This is a genomic window from Methanofastidiosum sp. (assembly GCA_020854815.1).
GTDB lineage: Archaea > Methanobacteriota_B > Thermococci > Methanofastidiosales > Methanofastidiosaceae > Methanofastidiosum.
Genome location: JAHKLW010000097.1, coordinates 1 through 12138, shown reverse-complemented (window position 1 = coordinate 12138; position 12138 = coordinate 1). Strand labels below are relative to the sequence as shown.

15 protein-coding genes and 1 tRNA gene are annotated in these 12138 nt (G+C 33.6%); 13 read left to right on the top strand and 3 right to left on the bottom strand.

What is annotated here, in order from left to right; genetic code table 11:
• The first annotated feature begins 20 nt into the window (after positions 1-20).
• From KO464_10735 to KO464_10675, 13 genes are all read left to right on the top strand, one after another.
• Positions 21-94, top strand: a tRNA-Val gene (locus KO464_10735).
• A gap of 51 nt (positions 95-145) precedes the next feature.
• Complete coding sequence (locus KO464_10730) at positions 146-1552, top strand: sodium:alanine symporter family protein (protein ID MCC7573832.1); 1407 nt, start codon at positions 146-148, stop codon at positions 1550-1552.
• Between the two features lie 14 nt (positions 1553-1566).
• On the top strand, positions 1567-2166 hold the full coding sequence (locus KO464_10725) for a nitroreductase family protein (GenBank protein MCC7573831.1): 600 nt from the start codon (positions 1567-1569) through the stop codon (positions 2164-2166).
• 1 nt (position 2167) lies between these two features.
• A complete protein-coding gene (locus KO464_10720) occupies positions 2168-3085 on the top strand; it encodes a 2-phospho-L-lactate transferase (GenBank protein MCC7573830.1) in 918 nt (305 codons plus the stop codon).
• On the top strand, positions 3082-3735 hold the full coding sequence (cofC, locus tag KO464_10715) for a 2-phospho-L-lactate guanylyltransferase (GenBank protein MCC7573829.1): 654 nt from the start codon (positions 3082-3084) through the stop codon (positions 3733-3735). The genes KO464_10720 and cofC overlap by 4 nt, the downstream gene beginning before the upstream one ends.
• Before the next feature lie 76 nt (positions 3736-3811).
• On the top strand, positions 3812-4249 hold the full coding sequence (locus KO464_10710; GenBank protein ID MCC7573828.1) for a metal-dependent transcriptional regulator: 438 nt from the start codon (positions 3812-3814) through the stop codon (positions 4247-4249).
• A 4-nt stretch (positions 4250-4253) separates the two neighbouring features.
• Positions 4254-6164: a ferrous iron transport protein B gene (gene feoB, locus KO464_10705; GenBank protein MCC7573827.1), complete on the top strand. Its 1911-nt coding sequence runs from the start codon at positions 4254-4256 to the stop codon at positions 6162-6164.
• A gap of 9 nt (positions 6165-6173) precedes the next feature.
• The gene (locus KO464_10700; GenBank protein MCC7573826.1) at positions 6174-6896 is read left to right on the top strand and encodes a metal-dependent transcriptional regulator; all 723 of its coding nucleotides are present in this window, start codon (positions 6174-6176) and stop codon (positions 6894-6896) included.
• Between the two features lie 196 nt (positions 6897-7092).
• On the top strand, positions 7093-7455 hold the full coding sequence (locus KO464_10695) for a hypothetical protein (GenBank protein ID MCC7573825.1): 363 nt from the start codon (positions 7093-7095) through the stop codon (positions 7453-7455).
• A gap of 133 nt (positions 7456-7588) precedes the next feature.
• Positions 7589-8101, top strand: a complete 513-nt coding sequence (locus KO464_10690; protein MCC7573824.1) for a hypothetical protein — start codon at positions 7589-7591, stop codon at positions 8099-8101.
• Positions 8102-8104: 3 nt separating this feature from the next.
• Positions 8105-8776 carry a PadR family transcriptional regulator gene (locus KO464_10685; protein ID MCC7573823.1) on the top strand — a complete coding sequence of 224 codons (672 nt, stop codon included), beginning with the start codon at positions 8105-8107 and terminating at the stop codon, positions 8774-8776.
• A 4-nt stretch (positions 8777-8780) separates the two neighbouring features.
• Positions 8781-9182 (top strand): SRPBCC domain-containing protein, encoded by a 402-nt coding sequence (locus tag KO464_10680; protein ID MCC7573822.1) that lies wholly within the window; start codon positions 8781-8783, stop codon positions 9180-9182.
• Positions 9183-9289: 107 nt separating this feature from the next.
• Positions 9290-10306 (top strand): radical SAM protein, encoded by a 1017-nt coding sequence (locus KO464_10675; GenBank protein MCC7573821.1) that lies wholly within the window; start codon positions 9290-9292, stop codon positions 10304-10306.
• On the opposite strand, the gene KO464_10670 is transcribed toward KO464_10675, so the two are convergent.
• Genes KO464_10670 through KO464_10660 form a run of 3 tightly spaced genes read right to left on the bottom strand, consistent with a single transcriptional unit; the run spans position 10287 to position 11897 of the window.
• Positions 10287-10907 (bottom strand): hypothetical protein, encoded by a 621-nt coding sequence (locus KO464_10670; GenBank protein MCC7573820.1) that lies wholly within the window; start codon positions 10905-10907, stop codon positions 10287-10289. The genes KO464_10675 and KO464_10670 overlap by 20 nt on opposite strands.
• Positions 10882-11310: a hypothetical protein gene (locus KO464_10665; GenBank protein MCC7573819.1), complete on the bottom strand. Its 429-nt coding sequence runs from the start codon at positions 11308-11310 to the stop codon at positions 10882-10884. The genes KO464_10670 and KO464_10665 overlap by 26 nt, the downstream gene beginning before the upstream one ends.
• A 2-nt stretch (positions 11311-11312) precedes the next feature.
• Entirely contained in the window at positions 11313-11897 is a 585-nt protein-coding gene (locus KO464_10660; GenBank protein MCC7573818.1) for a 50S ribosomal protein L15e, read from the bottom strand.
• Positions 11898-12138: the final 241 nt, after the last annotated feature.

Sequence of the window (12138 nt, the reverse complement as noted above, 5' to 3'; positions counted from 1 at the left end):
ATTTTAATACGATAACTTGCGGGCCCATGGTCTAGTTGGTCATGACGTCGCCTTTACACGGCGGAGGTCCTGAGTTCGAATCTCAGTGGGCCCACTACTTTTGGATAAATATTTAAATAACTTTTATTAAGTTTTTTCGATAGGCATGAGTGTTTTAGAAATTATTTCCGATTTTATAGCAACATTGGATTCCATAATTTGGGGCCCTATGATGTTGGTATTATTGGTTGGAACTGGTATATATCTCACAATTATTTTGAGAGGTATACAATTTAGAAGACTTTTTGTTTCCATCAAAAATTTGTTAGAAAGTGCGTTTAAGAAGGAAGATCTTCAAGGAGATATTCCTTCATTCCAGGCACTTACAACAGCTCTTTCAGCGACAGTTGGAACTGGTAATATTGCTGGTGTTGCAACTGCCATTGTTATGGGGGGTCCCGGAGCTCTTTTTTGGATGTGGGTAACTTCTATTGTGGGCATGGCCACTAAATTCTCTGAAGTTGTTTTGGGAGTAAGATACAGAGAGAAAAATCCTGATGGAGAATTCTCCGGAGGACCAATGCACTATATCCAGAAAGGATTCAAGGAAAAGTATAATATCGATGCTAAGGCATTGGCAATTCTATTTTCTATATTTGGAGTTATTGCTTCCTTTGGTATAGGTAGCATGGCACAGGCAAATTCTGTTATTTTAGCCATAATTTCTAATGTTGGCAAAGGCGCTGTGATATCTATGCCCATCTTTGGAGATGTATTTGCAGCTTCAGCAATTCTCGGGGTGATATTAGTCCTCCTTACTGCACTTGTTATATTCGGTGGAATCAGGAGGATAGGAGAGGTCACATCATATCTTGTTCCATTTATGAGCATCCTTTACTTAATAACTGCTTCAGCTATTATAATTATACACTACGATAGAATACCCTATGCATTTGCATCTGTAATAAGATATGCTTTTTCCCCAACAGCTTTTACTGGGGGGATAGCTGGATTTGCAGTATCAAGGGCAATTAGATTTGGAATCGCGAGGGGAGTATTCTCTAATGAAGCAGGGCTGGGCAGTGCTCCAATAGCTCACGCTGCAGCAAAAACCCCTCATCCTGTTAGACAGGGAACCCTAGCAATAGTTGAAGTATTCATTGACACAATAATTCTATGTTCTATGACTGGATTTGTTATACTTGAAAGCAACCTTGACATATGGGGCGGAGACCTTACTTCATCAGCTTTAACAAGTGCAGCATTCGCCCAGACTCTTGGGATTTTTGGAACCATGGTTGTAGTATCATGTTCCGTCTTATTTGGTTATTCAACTATCCTTGGATGGTCTTACTACGGTGAAAAATGTTTTGAATATCTCTTTGGTGTAAAGAGAAAATATCTTTACAAAATCTTCTTCTTATCCACTGTATTTTTTGGATCTGTTACTTATGTAGACATAGTATGGAATATATCTGATATATTTAACGGGCTTATGGCAATACCTAACTTAATAGCGCTCGTTGCTTTGAGTGGGATTGTAGTTGAGGAAGTAAGAAATTATTTTAAATAGACAAAGGGAAAAATATGGACATTAATCCAATAATTAAAAGAAAAACGATAAGAAAATTTAAAGATATCAAAATTCAAAAAGAAGACATGATGTCCTTAATTGAAGCAGCAACGCAGGCACCTTCGGCCCATAATTTTCAACCATGGGAATTTTTACTAATTGATTCAACTGAAGTTAAAGAAAATCTCTCCTCAAAGATGGCTACAACCTGGATCAATAATCTAAAAAAAGATGGTAAACCTCTAAATGAGATCCAAGACCGGGTGAATTTGTCAAAGAGAAGAATAAATAACGCCCCTTTTATTATCATACCTTGCTTCGATACATCAAAAGTAGAAAAATATGGGGATGAGAGAGATAATGCAGAATTTATCATGGGGGTACAGAGTGTGGCACTGGCTTCAGAGAATATTCTGCTTAAAGCTACTGAAAAAGGATTTGGTGTACTATGGCTTTGCGCGCCTCTCTTTTGTCCTGAAGATATAAGAGAAGTTCTTGAGATCCCTAACCATATCATACCGCAGGAGATTCTAATAATTGGCATACCTGACGAAGATCCAATAAAACCAAAAAGAAGAGATCTAAAGGATGTAATCCATTACAATGGGTGGTAGTTTGATAACAGTACTTTCTGGTGGTGGCGGAGGGGCAAAATTTGTTGACGGTCTTTCTAGCATTACCAAAAATTTTTCGGCCATTGTAAATACTGGTGATGACATTGAGATTTATGGGCTGCATGTTTCGCCTGATGTAGACACGCTTATGTATACTCTTTCTGGAGAAATTGATGTTAAGAAAGGATGGGGAATAAAAAATGATACTTTCATTTGTCAGAATTATCTAAAATCATTGGGCTATGAAGACTGGATACTCCTAGGGGATAAAGATTTAGCTGTGCATATCAAGAGGACTGAACTTCTTAAAGAAGGTAAAACTTTGACTGAAGTAACATCTGAACTTTGCAAAAGATTTGGAGTAAATATTCCTTTAATTCCAATGACCGATGATTTCTTTCAGACATTCATTGAATTAGAAAATAAATTAATTCATTTTGAAGAATATTACATAAAAAGACCCGAAGGAAAGATAAATAATATTATCTATAAGGGAATAGATCAGGCTAAACCATCTGATAGTTTTCTTGATGCACTTGAGAACTCAGAATGGGTTATCATACCTCCTTCAAATCCACTAGTTAGTATAGGTACAATAATATCTCTAAAGGGTGTACGAAAGATACTTTCTGAAAAAAAAGTTATTGGTGTTTCTCCGCTTATCCAGGGTAAGGCTGTCAAAGGTCCACTAGTTGAACTTATGAATTCATCAAGCTATGAAGCAAACTCGTTTGGAGTTGCAAAATACTATAAAGATATATTGGATATATTTATAATCGATTCTCTTGAACCTAGTCTATTAGAAAAGATTAAAGGAGAATTTGGGATGGATGTCATCATGACAGATACTCTAATGAGAAATCGGGAGGACAGAGCTAGACTTTGTAAGTTTGTAATTAAAAGGATGGAAATGCAATGACATTACCTGTATTGCTGCCTTTGAAATCTGTCAATTTCTCAAAATCTAGATTAAACGAGGTCTTAGGAAACAATAAAAAATACCTCATTATAGCATTACTAGAGGATATGATTTCTCTTCTCCAAAATTTTCCTGAAGTTGAAATATATCTACTAACAAAGAAGGAGAATAGTGAGATCCTGCCAAATGGATTACCTGTAAAAATTATATTTGAAGATGAAGTTGATCTTAACGGAGCACTTGAAAAAGGAATTACTCTATTGAAGAAAAAAGAAAATAAAGTTTTGATTTTACCATTAGACTTACCTTTCATCAATGAGACCGATATCAAGAATATTATTTCTATTTCACAAAACGGATGTGGTTCAGTATCGCCTTCATCTAGGGGTGGAACTTCTGCATTGTTGTTACCTTTAGACGTAAATTTCAAATTACAGTTTGGAGAAAATAGTTTTGAAAAACATGCGGCCGAATTTCAAAAAAATAATATTTCATTTAAAATATTAAATTCGGATACTTTGTTTTATGATCTTGACACACCAGAAGACGTCTTGAGGGTGTTAGCTATCAAACCAGACACTTCTACATATAATTTATTAAAAGATATTATTCCTGAATCAGACAATTATGTCACATTAAGGGGTAAATAAGATTCAGAGAATTATATATTTTTAGGTCCACCGAAAAATTTATAAATTAGGCCCACCCAAACTATTTACTGATACAATGCCAAAACAGGATGTAGAAGAATATCTGGAGGCTATACTTGATATCGCTATAGAAAAAGAGGTAGCGAAGACAACAGATATTGCGCAATTTATGAATGTTTCACCATCAAGCGTAACAGAGGAAATACAAAGACTAAATAAAAATAATTTGATTTTTTATGAGCCTTATAAAGGTGTTAGATTAACTGAAAAAGGATTGAAAATAGCTAATAAAATAAAAAGAAAGCACAGGATAGTTGAAATATTTCTGAATGACTATCTCAAAATCAATCTAGATATTGTTCATGAAGAGGCATGTAAAATGGAACATTGTATCTCCGATGAAGTTACTGATGCTTTATGCAAAATGGCCGGAGGACCTTCAAAATGTCCTTGTGGCAAAGATATACCAAAATGTGATCCAGATGCAGACTGTGAAATTTGTTTGAGGCGATAAATCAATGGACAAAAGAATAGCACTTGTCGGGAGTCCAAATGTTGGTAAAAGTGTAATTTTTTCTCATCTTACTGGTAAGTACGTGACTGTATCGAACTACCCTGGGACAACAGTTGAATTGTCAAGAGGAAAGGGGCTTTTAGGAATAAAAAAGGTAGATATAATTGATACGCCTGGATCAAACAGTCTCATCCCAATGTCTGAAGATGAAGAAGTAACTAGGAATGTATTATTTTCTAGTGAAATTGATTATGTAATCCAAGTAGCAGACGAAAAGAATCTACAGAGAGCTTTAATGATATCTTCCGAGCTTTCTGAGATTGGGCTACCTTTTACTCTTGTTTTAAACATGGCTGATGAAGCTAGGAGAAAAGGAGTAATTATAGACATTGATAGGCTCTCAAAGATACTTGGTGTCCCTGTTGTTGAAACTGTTGCTGTTGAAGGTAAAGGCATAGCCAAAATGAAGAAATCGATATTAAATTCATCAAAATCGTATATTAAAGTGAACTATGGAAAGCTTGAAAGCTCTGTTGAAAAACTAACAAAAATACTCGGAAATAGAGGAAAAGCAATAATGGTGCTGTCAGACGAATCATATGCAGAAAGGGTTCTAAAAGACAAGAAAAAAATGGAAGAAATAAAAGAAATAATAGCAAAAGAAAAAGAATCTATTCCTGTACCACTTTTTTATTATATCCGGGAGAAAAGACGAGAAGAAACTCTCCACATTTTGAAAAAAGTCAAAAAAGAAGAGAAGATCTTAAAAACACAATTATCTGAAAAACTGAGCAATCTGACCTTAAATCCTGTTACAGGCATACCAATATTTTTGGGAATAGTATTATTGCTTTACCAGTTTGTAGGATTTTTTGGAGCTCAAATAATGGTTGAGTTCTTAGAAGAAAAATTATTTGGCGATATAATAAATCCAGGCCTTATTTACATTTTTGATAATTATGTCCCTAATAATTTTATATCTAGAATGTTTGTTGGAGAGTTTGGAATAATCACAATGGCACTAACATATGCAATTGCAATCATATTTCCTATTGTCTTGACATTTTTCATAGCTTTTGGTCTTCTAGAAGATTCAGGTTATTTCCCAAGGTTAGCAGTTATGGGCAATAAACCTTTGAAGATCTTAGGGCTCAATGGAAAAGCAATACTACCCCTTATATTGGGATGCGGATGCGTAACTATGGCCACAATTACAGTAAGAACATTAGATTCAAAAAAAGAGAGAATAATTGCAACACTTCTCTTGGCACTGGGAGTTCCATGTTCTGCCCAAATAGCTGTCATTTTTGCCATGGCATCTGCACTTTCTTTCAATGCATTGCTATTCATCTTAGTCGTAGTTTTGCTTCAATTAATACTTGTTGGGTCATTGTCTTCAAGGATAATCAAAGGCCAAGCCTCTGACTTTATAATGGAACTACCACCTCTCAGAATCCCAAAGTTTTCAAATATTCTTTATAAGACTTTAATGAGATTAGAATGGTACATAAAAGAAGTTATACCTATATTTATACTGGGAACACTATCCTTGTTTTTTCTTAATGAATTCGAAATACTGGGGATAATTGAAAGATTATTTTCTCCTATTGTTGTTGGATTTCTCGAACTGCCGATAGAAGCTGCAAGAGCATTTTTGATGGGATTTTTTAGAAGAGATTATGGGGCGGCAGGATTATTTCAATTACAGGACCTTGGTTTAATGTCAAATGTTCAGACTGTTGTAAGTTTAATTGTAATAACACTTTTCGTCCCATGTATTGCTAATCTTTTTGTGATAATCAAAGAGAGAGGTACAAAGATAGCGGCAATGATATTTGTTTTTGTTCTTCTATATGCAATCTTTGTTGGAGGAGTTACAAATATATTTCTTAAGTACACTGGTATAATGTTTTAGAGGGATTATATGTCAGAAGAGATAATTGAAGAATCGCTTGAATATATATGGGCTATGAGAGAACAAAATGACGAAACTATAGAAAATTTTGTCAAAGGTATCCCTATAAGGTGTAATTTTTCTCAAATTGCAGGTGATTTGACTCCTGCGGATGTTTTGAATAATCTGGAAAAAGAAGGATACATTCAGGTTCAAAATAACAAGATTAAGTTCAGGAAGAAAGGAGAAGAAATTGGTAAAAAAATAATAAGGAGACATAGACTTACCGAGAGACTTCTTAAAGATATACTCCAAATGACAATTGACGAAATAGAGGAGCCCGCATGCAGACTTGAGCATACAATCACAGAAGGGCTTGAAGATTCTATATGTGCCCTTTTAGGACATCCAAGTGCATGCCCACATGGATTTGAGATACCCTCGGGGAATTGTTGTAAGAATGTGTCAAAAGTATTAGAGCCAATTATAGTTTCACTCGAAGACATGGAAGCGGGAAGTGAAGGTATAATAATGTATCTTGTCACTAAAAGTCATCCACGGCTCCAGAGACTTTCAACTCTGGGATTAAGTCCAGGTTCTAAGATAAAAATTAGTCAAACATTCCCGACATTTGTAATACAAATAGATGAAACACAAATTGCATTGGAAAAAAGTATTGCAAAGGACATCTTCATTCGGAAGATTAATGGTGAAAATCATCACAGGCGCAGACATAGACGAGGATTATTCTAAGAAAAATAAGGTAATTCATAATTTCTTATTGAGACATCTTTAGTCTTTAGTAAACCAATATATTTAAATAATATAAAAAAAATAGATTACCTTTGTTGTGTTAACTTAAATATATTCTTGATATTTGTATTTTTAAGAAAAGAATATATTTCCCTTTAAATGTATACGAATAAGGAGATTAAAGGAGGTAAAAAATATGCCTGAAAAACCGACTATAACAATGGCCGAAAGAAATAAAATGATAATGGATTTAAGAAAACAATTCACAGAGAAATATGTTATAGATTTAAAAAAAGAACATCCAGATTGGTCAGATACTAAAATAAGAGGCGTAGCCGAAAACATGGCACAGAAAGCCGTTTCACAAAACACTCAATGGAATGTCGATGTAGTTGAAAAAGGCAAAGTAGTTTACAAAGCAGGTAAAGGTGAAGAAACAATGGTCAAAAGAGAACCTGCACCAAAAGTAGAACCAACTGCCCAAACAACTACAAAAACTAATGTACCAAAAAAGGGCATCAAAGATATGCTTTCCGATGTCTTCAAAAAGAAGAAATGAAACAGAAGACACTTTAATTTTCTCTATTTTTTTAAAATAGATTTCTTAAAATTTTAGTATTTTATTTTTCTCAACCTAAAACTTTATATAGTCTAAATTATACTAGTATATATTAGACTAAAGGTGAATTGATATGACCCTGGAAAGAAAAATAAGTAAATCATTCAAAATGAACGAAGAAACTTGGAAGAGACATTCTAATCCTTGGAGTGTTATAACGAGAAACACGGTAACCCCATTACTTGTTATTGCATTCTGGAGTAGAGTTTGGTGGGGATGGTACTCACTTATTCCAATTGCCCTAGGTTTGATCTGGATGTATATAAATCCCAGAATATTCTCCTCCCCAAAATCAACCGATAATTGGGCATCAAAAGGTGTTTTTGGCGAGAGAGTTTGGTTAAATCGAGATAAAATACCGGTGCCAGAATACCATAGGAAAGTTCCAAACATTCTAAATATTGTTTCAGGAATTGGCTTTCTATTTGTTATTTGGGGAACATATAGCCTTGAAATCTGGCCTCTTCTGTTTGGTGGCGCTCTCCAGTTTTCTGGGAAGTTATGGTTTGTTGACAGAATGGTTTGGCTCTATGAAGATATGAAACATTTGCCCCAATATGAAAATTTGAGTATTAGTAGGGGGTAATTCATGCAACAAAATCCAAAATTAAATATAGAAGAGATAATACATTCACTGAAACATAAAAACCCTGTGATTATATCTGAGCTATTAATACTTGGCATCCTAAGCTATAAAGAATTGAGCGGATACGAGATATATAAACTATTTGAAAAAAAGTCAGAGATAACTGACCCTATACTCAAGTTGAATAAAGCAACAGTATATAATTCATTAAGAAATATGGAAAAACAAGGATTTGTAACAGTAAAAGAGAGAATTGAAGATGTCAAAAAACCTACAAAATCAATATATTCCCTCTCAGAATCTGGGCTGGATCGTTTAAAAAAAATATTAATCGATAGTTCAGAAAATCCAGTTAATGCTTATATAAATATTTACGTTGATCTCTTTTTTTATAAAATATTTGACAAGGAACAAATTAAGAAAATTATCCTTCAAAAAATAAGTCAAAATAAAGCCTTGATCCAAATATTAAAAATGTATGTTAAAGCTTGGCCAGACAATATCGTGGGGCTCATGTCTCAAAGCCAGATTGGCATATATGAAAATATAACTGAAACCCTAAACAAAATCCTGATTTTATTGGAAGATAAATCCGTGGAAGAAATCTTCAGTTTTAAAGAATTTAGTGAAAAAGAATTGTTTGAAAAATTAAGTCAATTTAATATCAAGAGTTAATAAAATGATTGTGTTAAAAGATACCATACAGATTAATGCCCCACCAGAAAAAGTATTTGAATTTTTTTTAAATATGGACAAGGAACGATATATTTTATGGCATCCTCAGGATCATGTAGAATTTCACTTTGAAAAAGGGAATAGAATTGAAGAAGGGGCAATTGCTTATTTTGAGGAGTATATTCATGGCGAACTACATAAAATGAAGATTGTTTACAAAAATATTATTCAAAATAGGCAAATAGAATTCATGCTTACTAATCTTTTTTGGCGTATTTTCTTAACTAAAAGCAAGTTCTTAATTGAACTTAAAAATGGTGGGTGCGAATTTAAAGCCTATAATTACTATAAATTAGGGCCAATTTCTTCAAGATCTGAAAGGTCAAAAATCAATTGTAGCAGTTAAAAAGCATATGGAAGAAGGATTAAATCTCAAGAGGATAATGGAAGAATAGTTTGAATTTGAAAAGACTATAAGAAAAGATTTAAGAGTATTTAATTGAAATTGGATTTATGATAAAGAATATCCTCCTCGGAAGACCATTTTTAGTTGTGTTTAATCTTACAAGAAGATGCAATTCTATATGCCCAATGTGTAGTATATGGAAAACTCCTTCTAAGCTAAAAGAGGAACTTACACTGGAAGAAATTGAGTCCATATTTAAGGACTTGAAATCATATGGGGCAAAACATGTTTTTATACAAGGCGGAGAACCTTTACTTAGAAAGGATATTCTACAAATTATCGAGACATTAATCAATATTGGATTGAATCCTACCCTAATAACAAATGGTTTACTTCTTAATGAGGAAATTGCAAGTAAAATTGCAAAACTCAAGTGCAATGTAAGTATCAGTCTTGATTCTTTAGATGAAAAAAAGTATAAGAAAATTAGAGGTGTAGACAAACTTCCCCTTTTACTGAATAATATAGAGCAGTGCGGTAAAATAAAAAACAAAAAAGGAATGTGGCACATTATTTCAACTATTAGTAAAATTAACTACGATGAAGTTATCGCTCTTTTTAATTTTTCAAAAAACAATGGATTTAAGTTCAATGCTTATCCTTATAATTATTCGCACTGCCATTCTAGCGCATATGACGAAGAGATGAGTTATGATGATAATCCAAAAATTATTATTGACGCCTTTAAAAAATTGAGCTTACTATCCAAAAAAGAAGGATTGATATTTGATAAACTCATTTATGATGAATCAATTAAATATCTTGAAGGAAATTATTGTGCACCATGCGACGCGATGAAGAAATCTATAATATTAACTGAAAAAGGGGAAATAGCTCCATGTCTTGAATTTAAGCCATCTACTAGTCTAAAAGAAATGGGGATAAAACAAGCACTCAAAGAAATGGATTATTCTATAGTAAAAAAATGTTATATGGAAACGCCATGTTTCTATGGGTGTACGCGCGGTTCTGGCATCATAATAAGAAAAATTCCAGAAATATTTTTGTTTACCCTTAAACATCCAAAAGTAGTAGTAAGTTATATCAAGGCTTATTATTTCTAAATTTATTTTTATTAATCAACATCTCAGGAACGGTAGTAATTGCGCCCTTGGATTCCCTTATATCCATACCTAAGACACAACCAAAAGAAACTAGAGTTAAAGGAGTCTTTATTTCGTGAACATCTCTTGCCCCTGAAGTCAAAACTAGGGAAAATGAGAACTTCCTATATGCCTTTAATATTTCCCTATAAGTTTCTAAAGTTTTCACTCTTCTGTATCTTTGATTATTAAAAAAATACTGGACGTTAAATTCAAATCCAATTGAATTCTCTCTGGCAAGATCAAAACAGACGCTATCAAGATTATCAGGATTTGAGAGCAATGTGATTTCTTTAATTTTAAGTGCTTCTCTGTTCTCTTTAGAATCTCTGCTTTTGAATATTATGAGGTCTATTCCTTCGGCCTTTCTAATAATCTTCTTAGCATTTTTAGATTCATCGTCAATTTCGATACCAAAAAGAGTGCCATCTTGTTTATTTTTGTCAAAGCTTTCCAGAATACTCTTGAAATTAGTTATATTAACCTGTTTAACCAAACCTGTTTTTGAAAAATAAGGCGAAGGATAACCTCTAAGATCAATTGCCGAATAATAGATTCCCATTCTCGATAACCTTTTCTCTGCTTTTTGGATAGGTGACAAACTTCATAGATATTAGTATGTCTCCATTATCATCAATAGTGAAATCATCGTTATATATTCTTTCCTTATTCATTCGAATGAATAATATTCCATCCTCATCAAGCCTTCTTTCAAAAGATTGAGATATGTAATTCTTATCAACAATTTTTAGGAAGTCAGAAACAAAGACCTTTATTTCTTTATTCCTAATGAGTTCAATATTAATGATAGTAATCTCATTACCAAAATGGCCATAGGTTCTATTTTCATTAAATGTTATATCAAAAGAAAAAAATTTAGAAAGTAAAGATTTTACCTTCTCTATATCTTCAGTAGCATGTGAAAAAGTTTCTATTCGTATCCATGCGATACCAAATGGATTCAACCTTACTTACCTCTGTTTCCTCGGGCTTTTAGTGAAGGTCTAAGCTTCTCAGCACCTTTTCCTTTGTTTCTAAGTCCTCTTGATCTCTTTCCTGCCGAGGTCAAACCCCTGAATACTCTTCTCTTGTGCTGTCTTTCGCATATCCAGTTAATTCTTGGATCTGCAAATATCTCAGGTGCAAAAGGATCAACTAAGATAACTTCGTAAAAAACACGCTGTCCGTCTTCTCCAACCCAGTATGAGTTTAAAACTTCAAGATTTGGAAACTTTCTTTGAACACGCTCTTCTGCAATCCATTTGAGACTCTTTTTAGGAGAATATCTTAAGATACCCTTTGTTGCGGGTCTTCTCCCACCTTTTATTGTGGGTCTCTTTCTCCCACCTCTTTGAACTTTTGTTCTTGCAACAATAAATCCTTTCTTTGCCTTATAACCAAGCTTTCTTGCTCGATCGATTCTTGTTGGCCTTTCAATTTTTAGTGTTACAGGTTCCTTTCTCCACTGAATTAATCTTTCTGTCCAAAGTTCTCTTGTATACCCTTCTCTTGGCTTTTTCCAAGCCTCTTCCATATATTTGTAATATCCCAAATAAATCCCTCCTTATGGTTCGGCAAGCATTTCGCTTGAATCCACATTCCATAAGATAGACAAATGACTTCTAACGAGTTTTTAAAGGTTTCGTGAGAAATTGCTTTGTTGAATAATTCACCTCAAATGAAGCGAAAAGCTTAAACCCCATAAAAACCCTACTGCTTTATGCAGCGCAACTGGAGCAAATACAACGAGAGTTTAGTTAAAAGAGGAGAGTTCTACCTGTCATTAGATTTTT

What these genes read in the sequence shown, in the direction of transcription:
- KO464_10725 (MCC7573831.1), top strand. Translation starts at nt 1,567, where the DNA reads ATGGACATTAATCCAATAATTAAAAGAAAAACGATAAGAAAATTTAAA.
- feoB (MCC7573827.1), top strand. Translation starts at nt 4,254, where the DNA reads ATGGACAAAAGAATAGCACTTGTCGGGAGTCCAAATGTTGGTAAAAGT.
- KO464_10675 (MCC7573821.1), top strand. Translation starts at nt 9,290, where the DNA reads ATGATAAAGAATATCCTCCTCGGAAGACCATTTTTAGTTGTGTTTAAT.
- KO464_10695 (MCC7573825.1), top strand. Translation starts at nt 7,093, where the DNA reads ATGCCTGAAAAACCGACTATAACAATGGCCGAAAGAAATAAAATGATA.
- KO464_10690 (MCC7573824.1), top strand. Translation starts at nt 7,589, where the DNA reads ATGACCCTGGAAAGAAAAATAAGTAAATCATTCAAAATGAACGAAGAA.
- KO464_10685 (MCC7573823.1), top strand. Translation starts at nt 8,105, where the DNA reads ATGCAACAAAATCCAAAATTAAATATAGAAGAGATAATACATTCACTG.
- KO464_10730 (MCC7573832.1), top strand. Translation starts at nt 146, where the DNA reads ATGAGTGTTTTAGAAATTATTTCCGATTTTATAGCAACATTGGATTCC.
- KO464_10670 (MCC7573820.1), bottom strand. Translation starts at nt 10,907, where the DNA reads ATGGGAATCTATTATTCGGCAATTGATCTTAGAGGTTATCCTTCGCCT.
- cofC (MCC7573829.1), top strand. Translation starts at nt 3,082, where the DNA reads ATGACATTACCTGTATTGCTGCCTTTGAAATCTGTCAATTTCTCAAAA.
- KO464_10700 (MCC7573826.1), top strand. Translation starts at nt 6,174, where the DNA reads ATGTCAGAAGAGATAATTGAAGAATCGCTTGAATATATATGGGCTATG.
- KO464_10680 (MCC7573822.1), top strand. Translation starts at nt 8,781, where the DNA reads ATGATTGTGTTAAAAGATACCATACAGATTAATGCCCCACCAGAAAAA.
- KO464_10710 (MCC7573828.1), top strand. Translation starts at nt 3,812, where the DNA reads ATGCCAAAACAGGATGTAGAAGAATATCTGGAGGCTATACTTGATATC.